General features: G+C 59.2%; 15 protein-coding genes and 1 pseudogene. 11 read left to right on the forward strand and 5 right to left on the reverse strand.

The genetic code is table 11. The features are described from left to right. Positions 1-286 precede the first annotated feature (286 nt). From aceE to lpdA, 3 genes are read left to right on the forward strand one after another with little or no spacing between them, the layout of a single operon-like run. On the forward strand, positions 287-2995 hold the full coding sequence (aceE, locus tag YH64_RS21350) for a pyruvate dehydrogenase (acetyl-transferring), homodimeric type (RefSeq protein WP_046806424.1): 2709 nt from the start codon (positions 287-289) through the stop codon (positions 2993-2995). A 12-nt stretch (positions 2996-3007) separates the two neighbouring features. Next, a complete protein-coding gene (aceF, locus tag YH64_RS21355) occupies positions 3008-4690 on the forward strand; it encodes a dihydrolipoyllysine-residue acetyltransferase (RefSeq protein WP_046806425.1) in 1683 nt (560 codons plus the stop codon). 12 nt (positions 4691-4702) lie between these two features. Further along, positions 4703-6496 (forward strand): dihydrolipoyl dehydrogenase, encoded by a 1794-nt coding sequence (gene lpdA, locus YH64_RS21360; RefSeq protein WP_046806426.1) that lies wholly within the window; start codon positions 4703-4705, stop codon positions 6494-6496. 139 nt (positions 6497-6635) lie between these two features. On the opposite strand, the gene YH64_RS21365 is transcribed toward lpdA, so the two are convergent. Then, a complete protein-coding gene (locus YH64_RS21365; protein WP_046806427.1) occupies positions 6636-6827 on the reverse strand; it encodes a putative motility protein in 192 nt (63 codons plus the stop codon). 207 nt (positions 6828-7034) lie between these two features. Next, complete coding sequence (locus YH64_RS21370) at positions 7035-7949, reverse strand: hypothetical protein (RefSeq protein WP_255444636.1); 915 nt, start codon at positions 7947-7949, stop codon at positions 7035-7037. 340 nt (positions 7950-8289) lie between these two features. Between YH64_RS21370 and YH64_RS30615 the strand changes: the two are divergent. Together YH64_RS30615 and YH64_RS30845 are read left to right on the forward strand one after the other, a co-directional pair. Then, positions 8290-9409: pseudogene (locus YH64_RS30615) on the forward strand (IS3 family transposase). Positions 9410-9569: 160 nt separating this feature from the next. Next, positions 9570-9836 carry an integrase core domain-containing protein gene (locus tag YH64_RS30845; protein WP_082134588.1) on the forward strand — a complete coding sequence of 89 codons (267 nt, stop codon included), beginning with the start codon at positions 9570-9572 and terminating at the stop codon, positions 9834-9836. 323 nt (positions 9837-10159) lie between these two features. On the opposite strand, the gene YH64_RS21390 is transcribed toward YH64_RS30845, so the two are convergent. From YH64_RS21390 to YH64_RS21400, 3 genes are all read right to left on the reverse strand, one after another. Then, complete coding sequence (locus YH64_RS21390) at positions 10160-14476, reverse strand: FkbM family methyltransferase (protein WP_052946084.1); 4317 nt, start codon at positions 14474-14476, stop codon at positions 10160-10162. Between the two features lie 304 nt (positions 14477-14780). Further along, the gene (locus YH64_RS21395; RefSeq protein ID WP_046806431.1) at positions 14781-16508 is read right to left on the reverse strand and encodes a flagellin; all 1728 of its coding nucleotides are present in this window, start codon (positions 16506-16508) and stop codon (positions 14781-14783) included. Between the two features lie 296 nt (positions 16509-16804). After that, positions 16805-17560, reverse strand: coding sequence for an RNA polymerase sigma factor FliA (locus YH64_RS21400; protein ID WP_046806432.1), 756 nt, complete (start codon positions 17558-17560; stop codon positions 16805-16807). A 431-nt stretch (positions 17561-17991) separates the two neighbouring features. On the opposite strand from YH64_RS21400, the gene flhD reads away from it, so the two are divergent. From flhD to cheA, 6 genes are all read left to right on the forward strand, one after another. Beyond that, positions 17992-18315 (forward strand): flagellar transcriptional regulator FlhD, encoded by a 324-nt coding sequence (gene flhD / locus YH64_RS21405; RefSeq protein WP_046806433.1) that lies wholly within the window; start codon positions 17992-17994, stop codon positions 18313-18315. 32 nt (positions 18316-18347) lie between these two features. Beyond that, positions 18348-18929 (forward strand): flagellar transcriptional regulator FlhC, encoded by a 582-nt coding sequence (gene flhC / locus YH64_RS21410; RefSeq protein WP_046806434.1) that lies wholly within the window; start codon positions 18348-18350, stop codon positions 18927-18929. Positions 18930-19059: 130 nt separating this feature from the next. Continuing rightward, positions 19060-19929 carry a flagellar motor stator protein MotA gene (gene motA / locus YH64_RS21415; RefSeq protein WP_046806435.1) on the forward strand — a complete coding sequence of 290 codons (870 nt, stop codon included), beginning with the start codon at positions 19060-19062 and terminating at the stop codon, positions 19927-19929. Between the two features lie 11 nt (positions 19930-19940). Further along, positions 19941-20930 carry a flagellar motor protein MotB gene (motB, locus tag YH64_RS21420; RefSeq protein ID WP_046806436.1) on the forward strand — a complete coding sequence of 330 codons (990 nt, stop codon included), beginning with the start codon at positions 19941-19943 and terminating at the stop codon, positions 20928-20930. Positions 20931-20932: 2 nt separating this feature from the next. Then, complete coding sequence (locus tag YH64_RS21425; RefSeq protein WP_046806437.1) at positions 20933-21313, forward strand: response regulator; 381 nt, start codon at positions 20933-20935, stop codon at positions 21311-21313. A gap of 30 nt (positions 21314-21343) precedes the next feature. Beyond that, complete coding sequence (cheA, locus tag YH64_RS21430; RefSeq protein ID WP_046806438.1) at positions 21344-23461, forward strand: chemotaxis protein CheA; 2118 nt, start codon at positions 21344-21346, stop codon at positions 23459-23461. Positions 23462-23477 lie beyond the last annotated feature (16 nt).

Consider the following 23477-nt stretch of genomic DNA (forward strand, 5'->3'; position numbering starts at 1 on the left):
TGCTTTTGGCCTAGGCCATAAAAAGACGCGTCAGAGGCCGTTCAGCGGATGGTCAACATTTCGCATTATGAAATGCCGTACCGCAACATGAAATTTTCCTTGCGACCGGTTAATCTTCTTTCTTAGAATGCCGGCTGATAGGGAACCGACCCAAAGCAGGTCTCTAGAAAAACACCCCGACCCATGCCTGACATGGTAGCCCGGATGATCCCGGCTACCATGCAGAGTCCGCGAGTTGAACCATCAAGCGGGTGTGGTCACGACGAACCCCAACAGGAGACACACGATGTCCTCTTTCGCCCAGGCTGGCGCCCCGCAGGCTGCCAACGACGAAGACACCCTTGAAACCCAGGAGTGGCTCGAAGCCCTGGCGGCAGTCCTTGATCGCGAAGGGCCGCAGCGCGCGCACTACCTGCTGGAACGCCTGATCGACGAAGCGCGTCGTTCGGGTGCCCACATCCCGTTCTCGCCGAATACCGCTTACGTCAACACGATTCCGCCGGGCCTGGAGCCCGCGCATCCGGGCAATCTGGAACTGGAAACGCGTATCCGCTCGTATGTGCGCTGGAACGCCATGGCCATGGTCGTCAAGGCCAACAAGCACAACCCGCCGGACGGCGGCGACCTGGGCGGCCACATCGCATCGTTTGCCTCGCTGGCCACCATGATCGGCTGCGGCCAGAACCACTTCTGGCACGCCGAAGACGAAAACCACGGCGGTGACCTGGTCTACTTCCAGGGCCACACGTCGCCCGGCATGTACGGCCGCGCCTACCTTGAAGGCCGCCTGACCGAAGAACAGCTGAACCACTTCCGCCAGGAAGTGGACGGCAAGGGCCTGTCGTCCTACCCGCACCCGAAGCTGATGCCGGATTTCTGGCAATTCCCGACGGTGTCGATGGGCCTGGGCCCGCTGATGGCCATCTATCAAGCCCGCTTCCTGAAGTACCTGCACGCCCGCGGCATTGCCGACACCAGCAACCGCAAGGTCTGGGTATTCTGCGGCGACGGCGAAATGGACGAACCGGAATCGCTGGGCGCCATCGCCCTGGCCGCGCGCGAAAAGCTCGACAACCTGATCTTCGTGGTGAACTGCAACCTGCAACGCCTGGACGGCCCGGTGCGCGGCAACGGCAAGATCATCCAGGAACTGGAAGGCGACTTCCGCGGTTCGGGCTGGAACGTCATCAAGCTGATCTGGGGCGGTTACTGGGATCCGCTGCTTGCGCACGACAAGGAAGGCATCCTGCGCCAGATCATGGAAGAAACCGTGGACGGCGAGTACCAGGCGTACAAGGCCAACGACGGCAAGTTCGTCCGTGAACATTTCTTTGGCAAGCACCCCAAGCTGCTGGAAGCCGTCTCGCGCATGAGCGACGAAGACATCTGGCGCCTGAACCGTGGCGGCCACGACCCCCACAAGGTGTACGCCGCGTTCGACGCCGCCACCAGCCACACCGGGCAACCGACCGTCATCCTGGCCAAGACCATCAAGGGCTACGGCATGGGCCACGTGGGCCAGGCCAAGAACCCGACCCACCAGCAAAAGAAGCTGGAACTGGAATCCATCCGCGAATTCCGCGATCGCTTCGGCATCCCGATTCCGGACGACAAGCTGGAAGACCTGCCGTACTTCAAGCCGGCCGAAGATTCGCCCGAAATGAAGTACCTGCACGAGCGCCGCGCCGCGCTGGGCGGCTATCTGCCGCGCCGCCGCGCCAAGGCCGACGAGCAGCTCAAGGCCCCCGCGCTGGACGCCTTCAAGGCCGTGCTGGAACCCACTGCCGAAGGCCGTGAAATTTCCACCACGCAAGCCTTCGTTCGCATCCTGAACCAAGTGCTGCGCGACAAGGAACTGGGTCCGCGCGTGGTGCCGATCCTGGCCGACGAATCGCGTACCTTCGGTATGGAAGGCCTGTTCCGCCAGATCGGCATCTATGCGCCGGAAGGCCAGAAGTACATCCCGGTCGATAAGGACCAGGTCATGTACTACAAGGAGTCGGCCGACGGCCAACTGCTGCAGGAAGGCATCAACGAAGCGGGTGCAATGAGCTCGTGGATCGCGGCGGCCACGTCGTATTCCTCGAACAACCGCATCATGATTCCGTTCTTCATCTACTACTCGATGTTCGGGTTCCAGCGCATTGGCGACCTGGCCTGGGCGGCGGGCGACATGCAGGCGCGCGGCTTCCTGTTGGGCGGCACTGCCGGCCGCACGACGCTGAACGGCGAAGGCTTGCAGCACGAAGACGGCCACAGCCACATCCTGGCGTCCACCATCCCGAACTGCGTGTCGTACGACCCGACGTTCGGCCATGAGCTGGCCGTGATCATCCAGCATGGCTTGAAGCGCATGGTGGAAGACCAGGAAAACGTCTATTACTACCTGACGGTGATGAACGAAAACTACCCGCAACCCGGTCTGACCCAGGGCGACGAGGAAGGCATCATCAAGGGCATGTATAAGCTGAAGACGCACGGCAAGGGCAAGAACCGCGTGCAGCTGATGGGCTCGGGCACGATCCTGCGCGAAGTCATGGCCGCGCAGGAACTGCTGGACGCCGACTGGGGCGTGGCATCGGATCTGTGGAGCGTCACCAGCTTTACCGAACTGCGCCGCAACGGCCTGGACGCCGAGCGCCACAACATGCTGCACCCCGACGAAAAGAAGCCGCAAGTGGCTTACGTCACGGAACAGCTGGCCAAGACGGAAGGCCCGATCATCGCGTCGACCGACTACATGAAGCTCTTTGCCGACCAGATCCGCCCGTTCGTGCCCAAGGGCCGCGAATACAAGGTGCTGGGCACCGACGGTTTCGGCCGCTCGGACTTCCGCGCCAAGCTGCGTGAGCACTTCGAAGTGGATCGCCACTTTGTCGTGGTCGCCGCGCTGCGCGCACTGGCAGACGAAGGCAAGGTTCCGATGGCCAAGGTGGCGGAAGCCATCAAGAAGTACGGCATCAATCCGAACAAAGCCAACCCGCAATACGCCTGAGGGTAAAGAGACATGAGCAACATCGTGCAAATCAAGGTTCCCGATATCGGCGACTTCAAGGAAGTGGAAGTCATTGAGGTGTTGGTGGCGGTGGGCGACACGATCAAGGCCGAACAAAGCCTGATCACCGTCGAGTCCGACAAGGCGTCGATGGAAATTCCCGCGTCGCAAGGCGGCGTGGTGAAGTCCATCTCTGTGAAGGTGGGCGACAAGGTTGCCGAAGGCGCGGTCGTGCTGGAAGTGGAAGCCGAAGCCGAAGGCTCGGGCGCCGCCCCGGCCGCCAAGGAAGAAGCCCCCAAGGCCGCTGCCAAGGAAGCACCGAAGCAGGCCGCCGCTGCCGCGCCTGCTGCCAAGGCGCAAGCCGCGGCGCCGGCCGCCAGCAGCGGCCCGGTCAATATCGAAGTGCCGGACATCGGCGACTTCAAGGAAGTGGAAGTCATCGAAGTGATGGTCGCCGTGGGCGACACCATCAAGGCCGAGCAAAGCCTGATCACCGTGGAGTCCGACAAGGCCTCGATGGAGATTCCGGCCTCGCAAGGCGGCGTGGTCAAGGAAGTGAAGGTCAAGGTGGGCGACAAGGTGGCCAAGGGTTCGGTCGTGGTCGTCGTTGAAGGCGACGCCGGCGCCGCCCCTGCTGCCAAGGCTGAAGCCAAGCCGGAAGCCCAGGCCGAAGCCAAGACCGAAGCGAAAGCAGAATCCAAGGCTGACGCACCCGCCGCTGCTCCTGCTTCGCGCCCGGCACCCGCCGCCGCGCTGGAAGACCCCAACCTGAAGCCCGGCCAACTGCCCCACGCGTCGCCGTCCGTGCGCAAGTTCGCGCGCGAACTGGGCGTGAACCTCAGCAAGGTCAAGGGTTCGGGTCCCAAGGAACGCATCACCGCCGACGACGTGCGCGGTTTCGTCAAGCAGGCGCTGGCCGCTGCACCGGCTGCCGCAGCCGGCGGTTCGGCCGATGGCGCCGCGCTGGGCCTGTTGCCGTGGCCCAAGGTCGACTTCACCAAGTTCGGCCCGATCGAAGCCAAGCCGCTGTCGCGCATCAAGAAGATTTCCGGCGCGAACCTGCACCGCAACTGGGTCATGATCCCGCACGTCACCAACAACGACGAAGCGGACATCACCGACCTGGAAGCGCTGCGTGTCACGCTGAACAAGGAAAACGAGAAATCGGGCATCAAGGTCACGATGCTGGCCTTCCTGATCAAGGCCGTGGTTGCCGCCTTGAAGAAATTCCCCGAGTTCAACGCGTCGCTGGATGGCGACAACCTGGTGCTCAAGCAGTACTACCACATCGGTTTCGCCGCCGACACGCCCAACGGGCTGGTGGTGCCGGTGATTCGCGACGCCGACAAGAAGGGCATCTTGCAGATCGCGCAAGAAATGACGGACCTGTCCAAGAAGGCGCGTGACGGCAAGATCTCGCCCGCTGAAATGCAGGGCGGCTGCTTCTCGATTTCGTCCTTGGGCGGTATCGGCGGCACGTCGTTCACGCCGATCATCAACGCGCCCGAAGTGGCCATCCTGGGTGTGTCGCGTTCCGCGCACAAGCCCGTCTGGGACGGCAAGCAGTTCGTGCCGCGCCTGATGGTGCCGCTGTCGCTGTCGTACGACCACCGCGTCATCGACGGCGCCTCCGCTGCCCGCTTCAACGCCTATCTGGGCGCCTTGCTGGCCGACTTCCGCCGCATCGCGCTGTAAACGGGGAGCCCTATGAGCAATACCGTTCAAATCAAAGTGCCGGACATCGGCGACTTCAAGGAAGTGGAAGTCATCGAAGTGCTGGTCGCCGTGGGCGACACGATCAAGGCCGAACAAAGCCTGATCACCGTTGAGTCGGACAAGGCGTCGATGGAAATTCCCGCGTCGCAAGGCGGAGTGGTGAAGTCCATTGCGGTCAAGGTCGGCGACAAGGTCGCCGAAGGCGCGGTCGTGCTGGAAGTGGAGGCGTCGGATGCCGCCGCTGCGCCGGCCGCCAAGGAAGCTCCGGCAAAGGATGCCGCCAAGGCTGCCGAAGCCCCCAAGAAGGCCGAAGCCGCCGCGCCGGCTGCCAAGGCCGCTGCACCCGCCGCTGCCACCTTCAAGGGTTCAGCCGACGGTGAATACGACATGCTGGTGCTGGGCGCGGGCCCCGGCGGCTATTCCGCCGCCTTCCGCGCCGCCGACCTCGGCCTGTCCGTGGTCCTGGTCGAGCGCTACGCCACGCTGGGCGGCGTCTGCCTGAACGTGGGCTGCATCCCGTCCAAGGCGCTGTTGCACAACGCCGCCGTCATCGACGAAGCCCGCGAGCTGGCTGCCCACGGCATCAGCTTCGGCGAGCCCAAGATCGACCTGGACAAGCTGCGCGGCTACAAGGACAGCGTGGTCGCCAAGCTGACCGGCGGTCTCGCCGGCATGGCCAAGGCCCGCAAGGTCACCGTGGTGACGGGCGTAGGCGAATTCGCCGATGCCAACCACCTGACCGTGACGTCGGCCGACGGCAAGAGCCAGACACTGCGCTTCAAGCAAGCCATCATCGCGGCCGGCAGCCAGTCGGTGAAGCTGCCGTTCATGCCCAAGGACGACCGCGTCGTCGACTCCACCGGCGCGCTGCTGCTGCGTGAAGTACCCAAGAAGATGCTGATCGTGGGCGGCGGCATCATCGGCCTGGAAATGGGCACGGTGTATTCCACGCTGGGCGCCCGCCTGGACGTCGTGGAAATGCTGGACGGCCTGATGCAAGGCGCCGACCGCGACCTGGTCAAGGTCTGGCAAAAGAAGAACGCCTACCGCTTCGACAACATCATGTTGAAGACCAAGACCGTGGGCGCCGAAGCCAAGAAAGACGGCATCTACGTCACCTTCGAAGGCGAGGGCGCGCCCAAGGAACCGCAACGCTACGACCTGGTTCTGCAAGCCGTGGGCCGCAGCCCCAACGGCAAGAAGATCGGCGCCGACAAGGCCGGCATCGCCGTGACCGACCGCGGTTTCATCGAGGTCGATCGCCAGATGCGCACCAACGTGCCGCACATCTACGCCATTGGCGACATCGTCGGCCAGCCGATGCTGGCGCACAAGGCCGTGCACGAAGGCCACGTGGCAGCGGAAGCCGCAGCCGGCCAGAAGTCGTTCTTTGACGCCCGGGTCATCCCGTCGGTGGCCTACACCGATCCGGAAGTGGCATGGGTGGGCCTGACCGAAGACGAAGCCAAGAAGCAAGGCATCAAGATCGAGAAGGGCGTGTTCCCGTGGGCCGCCTCCGGCCGCGCCATCGCCAACGGCCGCGACGAAGGCTTCACCAAGCTGATTTTCGACGCGGAAACGCATCGCATCCTGGGCGGCAGCATCGTGGGCACCCACGCCGGCGACCTGATCAGCGAACTGGCCCTGGCCGTGGAAATGGGCGCCGACGTCGTCGACATCGCCAAGACCATCCACCCGCACCCGACGCTGGGTGAATCGGTGGGCATGGCGGCGGAAGTGGCGGAAGGCGTCTGCACGGACTTGCCGCCGATGAAGAAGAAGTAATTGCCGGTGGGGCGGCTTGGCCGCCTCACGCAAGCCACGCAACGGCAAACAAAAAGCGCCGGCCCTGTTCAGGGTCTGGCGCTTTTTTTATCGGCTGGCCGCGTAGGTAAGCGGCGCCGTGGGACTGAACGCGTGCGCGTCAGGCCTGGGTATTGATACGCGAACCCAGCGTGCTGTCAATCGCCATCGGCGCCACGGATTGCATCAACGTTGCGACCGTATCGGCTTGCGCGTTCAGCGCCTTCTTAAGCACGGTGGCCTGCACTTCCTGGACCACATTCGCGTCCTTCAAAGCCAGCGCGGTGTTGACGGTGTTGTTGATGGAATCCATGGTTGTGTCCTTGTAGAGGAAAGCGTGTGGCAGGCAAGACGGCTAAGCCGACGCGGCCTGGCCAAAAGAAACATGTCGCATTATTACGCAGGTTTGCGGTTTTGGTGCAAAGAATTGTCGGTGTTTTGCGTGGCCGGGATGTGACAGCGTGGGGGCGTGAGTGCATCCTTGATCAAGGTAGGGATAACAAACCCAGGCTGATCAAAGTCAGGGTTGGGCAGGGCATTCCTTGACGACGCCCCAGCCCTGGTTCGGCTCGCAAAATTGCCTGCGTGCTTCCCAGGCGCAATCCGGACGTTCAAAGAAGCCCAGCTCAGCGCAACGCGCCAATTCGCCCTGCAAGGTGTCAACCCAGGCCAAGGGGTTAACAGCCGGAATCTCGGTGATGCGCAGCGTGGACTTTGGCGCGGATGATGTCGCGGGCGGTGCGGCGCTTGGCGTGGTGTTGGATGACGCCGCTGACGCCGCGATTGACGCTTCGTTTGAAGCGTCGTGCGGTGCGCTGTTTGATGAGCTACTTGATGCGTTATTTGACGTGCTGCTTGATGCGCCGATTGTCGCTCCGTTCAGCGCTTCGCTCGACGACGGGTCCTCATGAGGCACAGGCGTCACGTCGGCAGGCATCGCGTCCGAGGATGGTGCGGGCTGCAAGTTTGGGGCCGGCACAGGCGTTGACCCCGCCGTTTCCCAATCGCTGGGGGAGCCATCGGCGGGCTGTAGCGGCAAACGTGTCAGCGGCACGCGGCCCGAACTAGCAGGCGTCGCGTCAGGGCCAGTAATGCCATTGTTCGGCGCATTCCACGACACCACAAGCAGCACCAGCGCGGCATAAATGGCCAAGGTGTACAGCACGGTCAACGTCGCCGAGCCAACCTTGCGCCCGGTAATCGGCGCGTCATCGTCACGGCCCAACAAGGCGCGCCAGCCCACCAGCGCGGCGCCTGGCGCGGAAATAAGCGCCCAGCCGATGCGGCGTATACAGCTCGGCTCGGGCTGCGGGGGCGGTGGCGGTGCAATGGCCTGCACCTGAGCGGCCAGCAATTCGCGCAATGCGCGGTTCTCTTCACGCAGACGCCGGGTCTGCGCGTCATCGACCGGTGCCGTGGCATCAGGATCCGTCATGCTGTCATGCTGCGTAGCGAAAGGATCGGGTGGCGTGGCGGTCATGGGGCTGAAAAATATAGATACAAAGCGGTGCGACGGCAATTATGAAGGAAGCGGCAAGGACCTCAAAAGGGGAATAGCGTGGAAAAAGTGCGGTTTGGTGAGGATTGGATGTGGCGGGGGCGAGAAGGCGGCAAAAAAACTGGCTTCCATGTTTGCTGAACGTAAGCGGCGTATCCAGCCCTGATATGAATCTCATCAACAGCCAAGTCCCGTCCTAAGCTCCCCCTCCAGGTAGTGACCTGCTCCCCGTGATTAGTACGAAATCGATGTAGAGTCCGTTCCCAAAGGAATGGCAATGAAGAAACGATTCACGGAAGAACAAATCATCGGCGTGCTCAAGGAGGCCGATGCGGGTGCCAAGCCCGCAGAACTGTGCCGCAAGCACGGTATTTCCGAGGCAACGTACTACAGTTGGAAGGCGAAGTTCGGTGGCATGACGGTGTCGGACGCTCAGCGGCTCAAGGAGCTGGAGCAGGAGAACAACAGGCTCAAGAAGCTGTTGGCCGAGTCGATGCTGGACAAGGCGGCGCTTCAGGATTTGCTAAGCCGATAGTAGTCAGCCCGCAGGCCAAGCGCGAGGCGGTCAGGACATTGATGGCCGAGCGTAGCATGGGTGTTACCCGGGCCTGCGGGCTGGTAGGAATTTCGCGGTCGTTGTTTGCCTACGAGAGCACGCGCACAGGCGGTGCTGCTCTGACCTAGCGCATGACAGAGATGGCAGCGGCCAAACGACGCTATGGCTATCGGAGAATCCATGTGCTCTTACGTCGCGAAGGCTGGCAAGCAAATCACAAGCGAGTCTGGCGGCTGTACAGCTTGGCAGGGTGAGCGTGCGCAAACGCAAGCGTAAGCGCATCGCGGCGACCGAGCGCGTGATTCGTCCCGCGGCAACGGCGCCCAATCAAAGTTGGTCGATGGACTTTGTGGCCGACGTCCTGGCCTATGGCCGCCGGTTCCGTTGTTTGAATATCGTCGATGACTACACTCGCGAATGCCTGGTCATCGAGGTCGATACGTCATTGCCGGGAGTGCGTGTCGCCACGGTGCTGCAACGGCTGGCTGAAATGCGTGGCCTGCCGCGATCTATTACTGTGGACAACCGGCCGGAGTTCGCCGGAAGAGCCTTGGATGCCTGGGCCTACCAAGCTGGCGTAAAGCTGTCGTTTATTCGGCCGGGCAAGCCGGTGGAGAACGCTTATATCGAAAGTTTCAACGGCAAGTTCCGAGACGAATGCCTTAACGAGCACTGGTTCTTGTCCCTGCGACAGGCCAAAGACTTGATCGAAAACTGGCGGGTCGAGTACAACACTGATCCGCCCCACAGTGCACTCGGATATTTAACTCCGGCGCAATTCGTGCAGGCTCATCAGAAAGAAGGTCTTTTACCCCTGGACTCTATGTCGGTGCCGTACTAAATCTGGGGGCAGGTCACTGATCAATTGCTATGGGCCTCCCGACGCAATGCGCCTGCACAACGCCCCGGAGATGATTTCAGACGCTTTTATCGAATGGGCCGCTGCCAAAGGCATTTGGATTCGCTATATCCCAACCTGGCAAGCCTAACCAAACGCCTTTATGGAGCGCTTCAATCGCCCTTATCGCACCGAAGTGCTCGATGCACATCTGGTCACCAAGCTCGAGCAGCTCCAAGCAATCACCTATCGATGGCTCGTCGATTACAACGAATACCGCTCGCATGAGTCGCTGGGCGGGCCTCCTGCCGGTGCGCTTCATGCTCCGGCTAACTCTTGCTCCGAGGGTCTATCAACCGGTGTCAACTTGACAGGCGTGCTTACGCCATTTGGCAGGTTGCCCGAGTTGACGGTCTGGTTAACGACGTAGGTGACGTATGTCGAGAGCTATCCAGTAATCCCGCGCAAAATGTGTTCAGCCTTCACCGTGCGTTGGAGTTCCGTCTGAGCGAAGAAGTGCGTTGGCCGTTGTCGACTTCGTGGCGCTTGACCTGCGACAGCAGCATCTGCGCAGAGCAGCCGATTTAACGTCCTATGGACTCGGCTACTACTCTCTGCAACGGGTACTTACCAGGATGCTCCTACATCAAACGAACCGCAGTGGCGCACTTAAAGGAAAAACTGGTTTGCGTTGATCCTGCTCATGGCTCATATTCATTCAAAGGTCGGAGCTGCTGCGATACCTGCGGCGATTCAGCCTGGCGCAAAAAGATACGTTGCAGTTGCATTGAATCGATGTGTAGGGCGGTAACCGAGAGGTGAAAAGAATTGCTGCAAAACTGAAAACTCTGCTTCGGTCCCCGCCTCAGCATAAATTAAGGGCCTATGGTTCGACACTGTTCTATAGGCACCCTTCAAAACGTCAAGTTCCATACCTTCGACGTCAATCTTCACCACCGAAATGGGGGGGAGGTCCGGTAGGCCGGTTATTACATCATCTAACTTCAGTACCGTGATATCGCCCTCGGGGTCTATTTCTATTTTGGTCATTCCGGTGTTTTTTTCATCGATTTTCCCTAGTTTCGCCCTGCGAGCTTCTTTGCCTAAACCTACATTGAAAGCTTGCACATGCTCAGTGCCTGCATTGCTCGCGATGTTACGAACCAATGTGTGGAAAATCTCAACTTGTGGCTCAAATGAGAGTACTTTCGCGGCACCACAAAACAACGAAAAGTAAACTGTGTGATTGCCAATGTTGGCCCCGATGTCAATTATCGTCGTTCCAGGAGGAGTGCGTGAGGCAATGTCCTTGAGCATCTCAATCTCATAGAAATTTTTCGCTGCCCTAATAGAGCGTTGAATATGATCGTTACTGTGAGGTAGATAGAGACTTACAAGCTTTTTTTGATGTGAAAATGAAAATAGATTCATTTCTATTTCATCGGGTTCCGCGCTCGCTCCGGTGTCGATTCCAGGGGTAAATCCATATTGACTGATCATTCTTTTGATATGAATGTCATTTTCACCCTTTAACAAATTGCTGTGCCACAGTGATTCTTCTTGGCTTCCGGGCCAAGTGATTAATGGCAGGGGCTTTCCGACTACCTTAAAAACTTTACCATTTTGAATGCACATCCAATACAGCCAGACGTCATCGGCGTCCGGACACAGCGCAAGAAATTTCTCTGTGTTTAGTACGTCTGGATGGAATGCTCCGGGTGGGTAGAGTGTTCCCGCGCCAGTGGTCGGGAATATCAGCGATGAAGCGACATTCGATGCTACGTACTCCCATTCCCACTCTTTATAGGCGATAGGCAAATCGTCATGACCCAGTTTGATTTTGTGAGCACGCCAAGACACCACGACGTTCGGATCGCCAGGCCAGCTTTCAGTTAGTTCTTTTAGCCAATCTTTCGGGTAATGAAGGTCATCATCAGCAGTGACAATAAATGAGTGCGATTCTTCACGTAGAGTGGGGATAATTTTCTTGAAAGACCGTATGTCGTCGCAGAACTTGATTTCAATACCTTCGCTACGGAGAGCAAGTACCTCGTCGGGAAGGAGGTGTTCCTCCGTTTCTGCTATCCATAGAACTAGGCGGTCGGGTTTAACCGATTGCTCCAGCAGGCAGCGCAGGGTGAGATGGAGTGTGTTAAATCGCTTGTGGTAAGAGGTCAGACTCACCACAAGCTTGTTCGGCAGGCCGTGCCGCTGTTTTAGTAATGTATTAGATTTCAGCCCAGCCTTCCGGAAATTGGAATATAGCGTGTCGCTGCGTGGTTGTAGCCAGCCTTCCGTTTTTAGGTATGCTTCCGCATCTAATGGATCTATCGTTTCAAGTATTCCCGCGACCATGTCTGCAGCGTTATAAATAGAGTGAAGCAGGAATGCCAATTTCAGTTTTTGGTTTTTTTCCAATGCCTGTAGTTTGCTAGGCATAGGAACAAATACCGCTTCGGCCGAAAGCAATTGCGATTTTGGAAAACTATTGAGTGCGGGCGTTTTGGGCAGGAAAGAGGTTACATATTGTTGATTTTTAAGCTGCATCAGCATAAATCCATGCTGCCCTAATAATTTGGTGAGGCTATGAAGATCAGTCTGATCACGAAAGATAGGGGTAAATTGAATCTTCACTTCAATGAGCAGAATTTCTTTGAGCAGTGATCCGCCGTGCTGAAGGATCTTTACATTGTCATGCCGATCGTCCAAGACCAGCCAATCAATTCGTTCCAACCCATGAATGGCATTAAGCTCTACTGTGGGAATAGGTATTTTGGCTATTATGCGCGTCTCGACTAAGGGCTTAACAAGGAGCTTGTGATCTGGCTGTAGCGGCTCCATCGTGCTGGATTGTGTGCACTCCAGCTGAGCATAAAGGATAGCTGCATTCCCATCACCAAGCGCTACGGCCGAGTTGTAGTGCGCAAAGCATCCAGCGTGGAGGAAGTGAGCAGGATTGGATAATGTGGACGCCGGGTCTAGAGCGATAATGGACCAAACCTTTAGCGCACTAAGTGGATTGAACTTGGAGCTTCGAGCAAACGAAGCTCCATGGTCTACGACGACGATCTTGCCTGTTAGCCTAAACTGGAAGTCTTCGTCTGTTTCAGTTGCGGGCTTAGCGAGTACCGGGTGCTTTAAGACGTCCGGGGCGGCCTCATCTTCAAACCAGGGTTTGCCCTCCTGCGTGAATGCCAGCGATGCGGGCTCCTTGCTATTGCAATAGCGCTGCCATATCGCCCGCAGCGCATCCCCCAGATGGCGACCAAACTTCTCTCCGTCACAAACCGGTGATTCAAGCAGGATACGGCGGAGATGGCTGCGAATCGTAGCCAGACTTTCCAGATCCGACGCCAGGCCGACCGCGCGAGCCTGATATTCATCCCAATCGCTGACGACGAGTTCCGGCATGCCTGCATTGACCAGATGCGTAGCCGAATGACGTCCCGCAAAGGTGGGTCCAGGCAGCGTAATGACGGGCACTCCCATCAACATCGCTTCGCACGTCGTGAGGCCGCCGGAGTACGGCCAAGGATCTAAGGCGATATCAACTTCGTTATAGCTATCCAGTAATTCAAAATGGTGGGATTGACCCTCAATCCGGACCCTGTCGGCGTTGATGCCGTGACTGGCAAGAGTATCTAGCGTTCGCTGACGCAAGTAGTTTGTGCCGAATGGCCCGCCTTTCAGGTACAGATGCGAGCCAGGAACGGCATGCAGTAGCTCGGCCCAATGGCCTAGAACAACGTCGTTTACCTTGGTTGGATTGTTGAAGCAACCGAAGGTCACAAACCCGTTCCGCTGTGCGGGTAGCGACCGCACTTCAGGGATTTGATCTGGCGGCATATAGCAGATGTAGTCATCAGGCATGCGGATGAGCTTTTCTGTGTAGAACGCATCGCTACCCGGTGGCGATTCCACGGGATCGGTGATCAGGTAATCTATCGCCGGTACACCGGTGGTGTTTATAAGCCCTCCTACCCACTTCACAATCACTGGAGCTGGTTCCAGCGCGATTGCTTTCATGCGAGTTCCGGCATTGTGCCCGGACAGGTCAATCAGGATGTCGATTTGGTCATTTCTTATGCGCTGTGCTAGGTCGCCGTCAGAAATATTGAAGATTGATGTCCATTGGTCGGCCGACGCCATCAGCTTTTTCGTCACACTATCGACGGCACTGCTAGACGTATACATGTAAAGCTGCACGCCAAAGCGCTTAAGGTGTGATATTGCCGGTGTGATCATCGCGCCGACGGGATGCTGGCGAAAACCGTCGGACAGCATGGCAATTCTTAACACTTTGTCTGGAGACGAATTACTGGGCTTAGGCCGAACTACGGTTTTGCGTGGCGTGAATGTTTGCCCCCATCTTTTGCACAATTCCAGGATGTCAGATGGATCTCGATCCGGCATGTAGTGCAGCAGCGTAATTTGGTTCGAAAGCGCAACGGATTTGGCGCCAGAGTAAGCTGCGGCCTTGCGGTAACAGTCCAGCGCGTCCTCTAACTGAACCACCTCTCGCTTTATGTTCCCAAGGTCGTTCCAGTAGTCGTGCGTATTCGTCTTGTCCTGCCGGATTAGGCGTTCAAATATTTCGATTGCCTCTTCGTGCTTCGACGAGACGGTAAGTAGCTGTGCCTTTACTCGCAACGCCAAAGTGCTATTTGGCTGCATCGAAAGAGCCTTCTCGATATGCGTAATGCTGGTACCAGTCTCGTTGCGGCGTAAGTAAAGATAGGCCAGGTTCAAGTGCGCTTCGAAGATGTCATTCTGTAAAGACAAGGCGTGCTCGAAACGCGCGATGGCAGGCGATTCTTCTCCAGCATTAAGCAATGTGTAACCGAGCAACAGCCAGATGCCGTGGTCAGTTGGATCGAGTTTGGCGGCCCGTTCGAGAGCGACCTTGGCACCTTCTAGGTCGTCCGCATTGAATAGATGACGGCCATGCTCTTTCCAGCCATGCGGATCTTGTGGGGCACGCTTCGTTAGCGCTAGCGCCTGCTTGGCCGTCAATTGCACCTTACCTACGGTGGGGCTTTGGGTACTTGTGGGCGGGGCGGACTTTGCCATGGTTGCTGGGAAATTCGGATGAGCTGAGATCCGGCCAGCTTAATTGAAGTGACCGCGCATCAATGTCGGGTTGAAGACGGGAAATTCCCCGCATTTCTACAGACCTGTTTGCGCTGTGTTCGCAGTCATAGAGTCGGATCGTTCGACCAAAGTAAAAACCCCCACGTGGACGAGGATCGTCGTGTGGGGGTTTGCTGACCGTCTTACGGAGCTTACGGAAATATTCAGAAGGCTGCGCCTCTTGAGTTGCGGATGGTCACCGCCTTCGTGTTTTCCGAACAATGTCCGGAATGTGTTGCGGCGATTAGCGCAGCAGCGACAGAACGGTTTGCGGCACTTGGTTGGCTTGCGCCAGAACCGAGGTACCAGCCTGTTGCAGGATCTGAGCCTTGGACATGTTCGACACTTCCGTGGCGTAGTCGGCGTCTTGAATACGCGAACGAGCGTTGGACAGGTTGTTGACCACGTTGTTCAGGTTCGAGATCGTCGATTCCAGACGGTTCTGCACGGCACCCAGTTCACCGGTCAGCTTGTCCAGCTTCGTGAACGCTGCGTCCAGAGTCTTCATCGGGTCGCTGGTCTTGGTTCCTTTGCTGGTGGTTTCGGTGGTCAGTTTGCCGGAACTGTTCACAGTAACCTCAGTGCCAATAGCCTGGGCATAAGCACTCGCGTCCTCACCATTGGTGCCGGTGGCGGCATTTGCCTTGACGGTCACCTTGCCAGTGTTAGGGTCAACGGTGTAGTCGGTAACGTAACCGTCAACGCGAGTGAATTCACCCTTGCCATCGACATAGGTGTCAGTAGATTTACCAGACGTGAAATCCAACGTGGCGCTGGTGATGCCTTGGCCGAGCGTGACCGATACGTTGCCCGACGTATCGGCATTCACCGTCGCCAGCAACGCGTCACTGCTGATCGTGTCGGTGTATTCCAGTCCATCGCCAGTGGCGTTGTTGGCGTACGTCTTGCCGCCGATGGAGATGCTCGCCTCGCCACCAGCGCCGGTCACGCCTGCAGCAGCCTGCATCACGCCTTCAAGCGTGGCGGCCGAGGTCGTGCCGGCGTTGTTGGTCGTCAAGTTACCCGCAACGTCGAGATATGCATCCTTCCCGCCGATGGTGACTTTGCCCGTGGCGTCGACTTGGAAGGAAGTGGATGCGGAGCCCGCATTATTGTAGGTGCCCGTTACGGTGCCGGTTGCAGGGCGCAAGGATTTGGCCAAGCTGTCCACCGAGCCGGTGGCGGCCGTACCGGCGGCAACGGAGTTCGTGAACGTAAAGTTCTTATTGGCGGCATTGTACGTATACTCCACCGCAGTACCGCCGGCGCCGACGGTGATCGTGTTGCCGTTTTGCATCTTGCCAAAGGCTTGCTCGGCTGTCACAGCTTCGTGCTTGGTCGTGACCTTCCAGTCGTTGGCTGCAGCTCCGGTGCCTGCAACACCGCTAGCAGCTTGCAGATCCGACACCGTAGCCGAACGGTTCTGGGTCACGCCCGAGCCGTTGACGTTGAAACCGTCCAGACCCAGCGTCTTGACGCTGATTTCCGACAGGTTCAGGGTGATCGTTTCGCCGTCGTTGGCGCCGACTTGCAGCGTCAGGGGCTTGGCCGAATCCGACAGAACCTTCACGCCGTTGAAGTCGGTTTGTTCCGAGATACGGTCGATGTCCGACAGACGTTGGTTGATTTCGTCTTGCATCGAGTTCAGCTGTTCTTGCGAGTAGCTGCCGTTCGAAGCTTGTACCGACAGTTCGCGAACACGTTGCAGGTGGGTGTTGATTTCGGAGGCGGCGCCTTCCGTCGTCTGAGCCAGCGAGATACCGTCGTTGGCGTTACGAGCGGCTTGGGTCAGGCCCTTGACGTTCGCGGTGAAGCGGTTGGCAATGGCCATACCGGCGGCGTCGTCCTTGGCGCTGTTGATGCGCAGGCCCGACGACAGGCGTTCGATGGCGGTGCCCAGGGAAGATTGCGACTTGTTCAGGTTGTTCTGAGCAACGAGCGACAAGTAGTTGGTATTGATAACTGCAGCCATGTTTAGGCTCCCAAGAGAGAAAGGCTTCTTCAAACCGGGCAGCGGGGCCGCCCATCGTGTTAACGGGAGAATTCGCTTTCTTGCGTCTTCGAATTTCTCCGTTGTCAGGATTACGGCAGTCGCAAATCAATCTTTAGGCTTATTTCGCGAAAGTCGAATTTATTGTTGTATCGGCCGAAAGGCTGGCGCCTGATGATGCGGTCGTCTGAGCTACGCGCCAAAACGGGAACGGGCGCCAGCGGCGCCCGTTCGTGTTGTGTCCTGGAAGCGACATCGATGGTTCTATATATAGCCCATCAAATAATCTGCGCGATCTGCCCTTCCAGCGGCAGGTCCTGCCAAGCCATCTCTTTCAGCTTCGCCCGGATCCGCGCCGTGGCCTGCGACCGTAACTGGCACACCCGTGCCTCTGTCACATTCATGATGGCGCCGATCTCTTTCAGATTCAGCCCCTGCTCGTAGCACAAGGACAGCAACAACTTCTCCCGATCGGGCAAGGCATCAATCGCCTGCACCAGCGCCTGACGGAAATCACCAGCCAGTAACGCATCCAGCGGATTCCCGCCGGCCGAGCCGTGGTTCAACGTGGCGGTCCAGTCGGATTGGCCGGAGGCGGAATCGGGTTCGGTGGTGAAGTCTTCGTAATGCACGATCTGCACGCCTTGCGCGTCGTGCAGCAGCGATTGGTATTCGCCGATCGGCATTTCAAGCTGGGCGGCGATCTCGGCTTCGGAAGGCGCGCGCATCAGGCGCTGCTCGAGCTGCTGGATAGCTTGCTCGATCTTGCGCGCCTTGGTGCGGACGCTGCGGGGCAGCCAGTCCTGGCCGCGAAGCTCGTCCAGCATCGCGCCACGAATACGGGTCGTGGCGTAGGTCTCGAATTGGGCGTCTGCCGTTTCCTGATAGCGCCTTACGGCGTCAAGCAGGCCGATCATGCCGGCCTGTATCAGGTCGTCGAGCTCCACACTAGCGGGTAGCCGTGCGAGCAATTGCAGGGCCAGCTTCCGCACTAGCGGGGCATATTCGACCAAGCTGTCATCTGCGTGGGGCATTGCGGGAATGTCAGGCGGTGTCCATCGTGACGCATCGTCAGACGTTGTCAATTTGCGACATTGTCGACAAACGCGCGGCTGCGCTAAAGCGACCAGGATTTAGTGATCGGCAAGGTGACATTGTCGGCACTGCACAACATTTCATTCCTGGAAGTACGCAACGTTTTGAATGCTTATTTGCCAAATTGACGTAAATTCGTCACGAGTTTCTATGTCAATGTGTATCGAAACTCACAGGTTGCGCAATATCAACAAAGATTTGTCATATAAGTCATAGAAAATGACATCACCTGTGGTAAATTTTACTTAAATTGCGAACAAATGATACATTTCGCATTAAAACAGGATGCAGCAGCAATCAGGTGTCACTAAGACACCGGTGCTTTTGGTTATCGAGCCCCCGTGGGTGGGATTGGGATAGGGAGTAGGGCGTGCAACAAGTCGAAAATTCTTTGCTGGCAGACATTCGCGAAGTGAATCTGTCATACCTGTTACTTGCGCAACGTATGTTGCGTGATGACTTTGCAGCATCCATGTTTCGTTTGGGATTCAGCAATGAAGTCGCTGACATCCTGATGCGCCTGTCGCCGGCGCAACTGGTCAAGCTGGCCAGCTCGAGCTCGCTGCTGTGCCGTTTCCGCTTTGATGACTACAGCCTGCTGTCGGCCCTGACCCATGATGTTCTGGGCGGCGCGCTGCAACAAGCTCACGCAACAATCTTGCTGGCCAAGCAACCTGTAGAAGAACTGGCCTGACGGCCGCTCCAACACCCACTCGGACTCGTGTAATGGCCTCCAAAAGCGTATCTCAGGAAGCGGACGACATCCTGCTTGCCAGCTCCATGATTACCCTGGGAGCGCGGCTTCAGGTTCTGGAGGCTGAAACCAGCCTCAGCCACGACCGCCTGGCACGCTTGTACCGCGAAATCCGCGGCTGCTCGCCACCCAAGGGCATGCTGCCGTTCTCGGTGGACTGGTTCATGACCTGGCTGCCGAATATTCACTCGTCGCTGTTCTACAACGTTTATTCGTTCTTGAACGCGCGCACCAGCAGCAAAGGCATTCGCGCCATCATCGACGCCTACCGCCTTTATCTGGAAAACGCCGGCCTGGACACGGCCGAAAGCTCGGAACCGGTGTTGAGCTTCACTCGTGCCTGGATGCTTGTGCGCTTCTTTGACAGCGGCATGCTCCAGCTGTCCGCCTGCCGCCAATGTGGCGGCCATTTCATCGCCCATGCCCACGATCCGCACTCGGATTTCGTGTGCGCGATCTGCCGCCCGCCTCCTCGCGCCGGCAAGACGCGCGCGGCGGCCAAAGCCCGTGCCGGCACCCGTCCGGTGCCCGCGCTCGGCGCTGCCCGTCCGTGACCCGGACGCGCCAGGCGCGCGTCCAAATACATCAAAAGCCCTGGAAAACTCCCCGTAACCCGCCTTTTTGGGTCGGGGGGAACAGGGGATCATTGACGCCAGTTTTAGACTTCGTTGGCAGGGGCCTGATGTGTTGATTGTTATCGGTTTTCTCGTGGTGATCGTGTCGGTCGTCGGCAGCTTTATAGCGCTGGGCGGCCATTTGGGCGCGCTTTACCAGCCCTTCGAGCTGACACTGATTTTTGGTGCGGCCTTTGGGGCTTTTCTTGCCGGCAACAGCAAAAAATCGCTGATGCTGGTCAAGAAGGCGCTGCCCGACGCGCTTAAAAGCTCGCGCTACAGCAAGGACGTGTACATGGAGCTGATGGCTCTGCTGTACGTGTTGTTGAATAAAGCGCGCCGTGAAGGCCTGATGGCCATCGAATCGCATATTGAGGACCCGGCTTCCAGCCCGATCTTCAGCGAATATCCGCGCATTGCCAAAGACGCGAAGCTCATGGAGTTCATTACGGACTACCTGCGCATCATGATCAGCGGCAACATGAGCTCGTTTGAAATCGAGACGCTCATGGACGAGGAAATCGAGACCTATCGCCATGAACGCGAAGTGCCCGCGCACGCGCTGCAACAGATGGCTGACGGCCTGCCGGCCTTCGGTATCGTGGCCGCGGTGCTGGGCGTGATCAAGGCGCTGGCCGCCGTGGACCAGCCGCCCGCCATTCTGGGCGACCTGATCTCCAAGGCCATGGTGGGCACGTTCCTGGGCATCTTGCTGGCGTACGGTTTCGTGGGGCCGCTGGCTTCGCGGGTCGAGCGCCGCAATGACGAGGCCATGAAAGTGCTGGAATGCATCAAGACCACGCTGCTGGCCAGCATGAACGGCTACCCGCCGCAGCTGGCGGTGGAATTTGGCCGCAAGGTGCTGTTCTCGTCCGTGCGTCCGACCTTTGGTGAGCTGGAAGAGCACGTCCGGCAAACCAAGTCGACCGGCAAGGCCTGACGGAGCGGGCGATGAGCACCGTAAACAACCACCGTGTGGTGATCCGCCGCAAGAAGGTCAAGGGCGGCGGGCACCATGGCGGCAGCTGGAAAATCGCCTACGCCGACTTCATCACGGCGATGATGGCGTTCTTCCTGGTGATGTGGCTGATCAGCATCGTGCCGCGCGAAGAGCTCAAGGGCATCGCGGAATACTTCCGCATGCCGCTGCGCGTGGCGATCACGGGCGGGCCCAGCAGCTCGGCCGAGACCAGCGCCGTGCCCGGCGGCGGCCGCGACCCCTTGCGCAGCGAGGGCGATGTGCGCAAAGGGCAGGGCAACCGGGTCGAATCCCAACCCATGGGCGACGCCGAACGGCGCGAACAGCACCGCCTGGAAAACCTGAAGCGCCGCCTTGAAAACGTCATCGAGACCAGCCCCGTCCTGAAAAGCTTCAGGCCGCAGCTGCTGATCGACTTGACGACCGAGGGCCTGCGCATCCAGATCATCGACAACCAGAACCGCCCGATGTTCGCCACCGGCCGCGCCGAAGTGCAGCCGTACATGCGCGACATCCTGCGCGAACTGGGGCCGGTGCTGAACGAGCTGCCCAACCGCGTCAGTATCTCGGGCCACACCGACGCCTCGCAGTACGCGCGCGGTGAGCGCGCCTATAGCAACTGGGAATTGTCGGCGGACCGCGCCAATGCCTCGCGTCAGGAATTGGTGGCCGGCGGCATGAGCGAAAGCAAGGTCATGCGCATCCAGGGTCTGTCTTCCAGCATGAGTCTGGTTAAAGATGATCCGTATGCAGCCGTTAATAGACGTATCAGCCTCGTGGTGCTCAATATGAACACCCAGAAGCGCATCGAAAACGAGAACGCCGCAGCCGCGGACGTAAGCGCCAAAGATGCTCGCGAGGTGGGGACGGCCGTGGAGGCGGTGCAAGCCGCCGCCCAGGCCGCGACGGCAACCAATCAAGGCGAAGCGGCGAACGCGCCGCCGGTTCAGGGGGTTCGATAGCAATGGCGGCAACGATTCTGGTGGCGGACGACTCGGCGACGATGCGGATGATCGTCCAGGCGACGTTGACGGGCGCGGGGTGGAAAGTGTTGACGGCCGGCAACGGTCAGGAAGCGCTGGAGGTGGCCAAGAGCCATCCGGTGGACCTCGTGGTCAGCGACTGGAATATGCCCGTCAAGGGTGGGCTTGAATTGATTCAAGGCCTGCGTGAGCTGGACCAGTACCTGGATGTGCCGGTGCTGGTGCTGACCACCGAAGACGATGTGGGTAGCAAGATGGCCGCTCGGGATCTGGGCGTTTGTGGCTGGCTGTCCAAGCCAGTCGACCCCGATGTGCTGGTGGAATTGGCGACCGAGCTGCTCGATGAGCAGGCCGGCGCGTAAAGCAGGTTCATTTATGAAGGCGTACGGGTCATGAGTTCTGGTTTGGACCTCAGTCAGTTTTACGAGACCTTTTTCGACGAGGCGGATGAGCTGCTCGCGCAGATGGAGCAGCTGCTGCTGGAGCTCGACGTAGGGTCTCCCGACATTGAACAGCTCAATGCCATCTTCCGCGCAGCGCACTCGATCAAGGGCGGCGCGGCGACATTCGGCTGTTTTACGCAGCTGGCGGGCACCACCCACCTGCTTGAAAACCTTCTTGACGCAATCCGTCGCGGCGAAATGGCGCTGCGCACGGACATGATTGATATCTTCTTGGAAACGAAAGACGTGCTCAAAAGCCAACTGGATGCCTATCGGGCCTCCGAAGAGCCCGATGAAGCCGTGTTTGAGCGGATCTGCGCCGTATTGAGGCAGCTGGCGCTGGAGCATAAGGACCCCGCGGCGGCCGTGGCCGCGCCGGTGGCCCCCGCGCCCGTCGTGGCCCCTGCGCCCGCGCCTGTCGCCGCTGCGCCGGCCCCCGCGCCCGAACCCGTACAGACGCCGGCGGCTGACGCCGGCGACTTGCCGCTCAAGGTCAGGATCACCAAGGTGTCCGACAAGGACGCCGCGTCGCTGCTCGAAGAAATGGGCAACCTGGGCAACGTGCGCGCCAGCGAACGTGCCAACGGCGCCTTGACCGTGTGGATGGACAGCACGTGCACGCCGGACGATATCGAAGCGGTGTGCTGCTTCATCGTTGACGGCGACCAGTTGTCCATCACCCGCGAAGCCGCGCCCGCCGCCCAGGCCGCCGCGCCCGTGGCCGAACCCGTGGCCGTGGCACCGGCAGCCGCCCCGGCGCCCGTCGCCGCCGAGCCCGTGCCGTCGGTCGCCGACACCGCCGCCGCGGCCGAAGCCATCACGCAAGCCGCCGCCCGCGCCTCGCGTCCGGCTGCGCCCGCGCATGCCGACAAGGAATCCACGTCGATTCGGGTGGGCGTTGAGAAAGTCGACCAGGTCATCAACCTGGTGGGCGAGCTGGTCATCACGCAAGCCATGCTGGCGCAGACCGCGTCCACGCTGGACCCGGTGCTGCACGACCGCCTGCTCAACGGCATGGAACAGCTGGAACGCAACGCCCGCGACTTGCAGGAAGCGGTGATGTCGATCCGCATGATGCCGATGGACTACGTGTTCAGCCGCTTCCCGCGTCTGGTGCGCGATATCGCCGGCAAGATGGGCAAGCAGATCGAATTGCAGACCTACGGCCGCGCGACCGAGCTGGACAAGAGCCTGATCGAACGCATCATCGACCCGCTGACGCACTTGGTGCGCAACAGCCTGGACCACGGCATCGAAACGCCCGAAAAGCGTATCGCCGCCGGCAAGGACCCGGTTGGCCAGCTGGTGCTGTCCGCGCAACACAACGGCGGCAACATCGTCATCGAAGTCAGCGATGACGGCGGTGGCCTGAGCCGCGAAAAGATCCTGAAGAAGGCGATGGCGCAAGGTTTGGCCGTCAACGAGAATTCGCCTGACGATGAAATCTGGCAGTTGATCTTCGCGCCGGGTTTCTCCACGGCCGAAAAGGTCACGGACATCTCGGGCCGCGGCGTGGGCATGGACGTCGTGCGCCGCAACATCCAAGACATGGGCGGCCACGTGCAGCTGTCGTGCGAGCCGGGCAACGGCACCACCACGCGCATCGTGCTGCCGCTGACGCTGGCCATTCTGGACGGCATGTCGGTTCGGGTGGGCGAAGAAACCTTCATCCTGCCGCTGAACCACGTTACCGAATCGCTGCAACCGACCAACGACCAGATCTACTCGGTGGCGGGCAACGAACGCGTGATGCATGTGCGCGGCGAATACCTGCCGCTGGTCGAGATGCACCGCGTGTTCTCGGTTGCGCAGGCGCAGACCGATCCCACGCAGGCCATCGCGGTCATCATGCAAGCCGAAGACCGCCGTTTTGCGCTGCTGGTGGATCACCTGATCGGCCAGCACCAGGTGGTGGTCAAGAACCTGGAATCCAACTACCGCAAGGTGCCTGGCATCTCGGCCGCCACCATCCTGGGTGATGGCAGCGTGGCCCTGATTGTCGACGTATTTGCGCTTGCGCGCGCCAACCGTGAGCGTTGGTCGCAGCCCGAAGCCATTCTGAATTGATGGAGCAATAAAAAAT

Source organism: Achromobacter sp. LC458 (genome assembly GCF_001005835.2).
Classification (GTDB): Bacteria; Pseudomonadota; Gammaproteobacteria; order Burkholderiales; family Burkholderiaceae_B; genus Achromobacter; species Achromobacter spanius_B.

Coding starts and splice junctions, on each gene's coding strand:
- YH64_RS21395 (WP_046806431.1), bottom strand. CDS start 16,508: ATGGCTGCAGTTATCAATACCAACTACTTGTCGCTCGTTGCTCAGAAC.
- YH64_RS21400 (WP_046806432.1), bottom strand. CDS start 17,560: ATGCCCCACGCAGATGACAGCTTGGTCGAATATGCCCCGCTAGTGCGG.
- lpdA (WP_046806426.1), top strand. CDS start 4,703: ATGAGCAATACCGTTCAAATCAAAGTGCCGGACATCGGCGACTTCAAG.
- YH64_RS30845 (WP_082134588.1), top strand. CDS start 9,570: ATGGAGCGCTTCAATCGCCCTTATCGCACCGAAGTGCTCGATGCACAT.
- aceE (WP_046806424.1), top strand. CDS start 287: ATGTCCTCTTTCGCCCAGGCTGGCGCCCCGCAGGCTGCCAACGACGAA.
- aceF (WP_046806425.1), top strand. CDS start 3,008: ATGAGCAACATCGTGCAAATCAAGGTTCCCGATATCGGCGACTTCAAG.
- flhC (WP_046806434.1), top strand. CDS start 18,348: ATGGCCTCCAAAAGCGTATCTCAGGAAGCGGACGACATCCTGCTTGCC.
- YH64_RS21370 (WP_255444636.1), bottom strand. CDS start 7,949: ATGACGGATCCTGATGCCACGGCACCGGTCGATGACGCGCAGACCCGG.
- YH64_RS21365 (WP_046806427.1), bottom strand. CDS start 6,827: ATGGATTCCATCAACAACACCGTCAACACCGCGCTGGCTTTGAAGGAC.
- YH64_RS21390 (WP_052946084.1), bottom strand. CDS start 14,476: ATGGCAAAGTCCGCCCCGCCCACAAGTACCCAAAGCCCCACCGTAGGT.
- motB (WP_046806436.1), top strand. CDS start 19,941: ATGAGCACCGTAAACAACCACCGTGTGGTGATCCGCCGCAAGAAGGTC.
- cheA (WP_046806438.1), top strand. CDS start 21,344: ATGAGTTCTGGTTTGGACCTCAGTCAGTTTTACGAGACCTTTTTCGAC.
- YH64_RS21425 (WP_046806437.1), top strand. CDS start 20,933: ATGGCGGCAACGATTCTGGTGGCGGACGACTCGGCGACGATGCGGATG.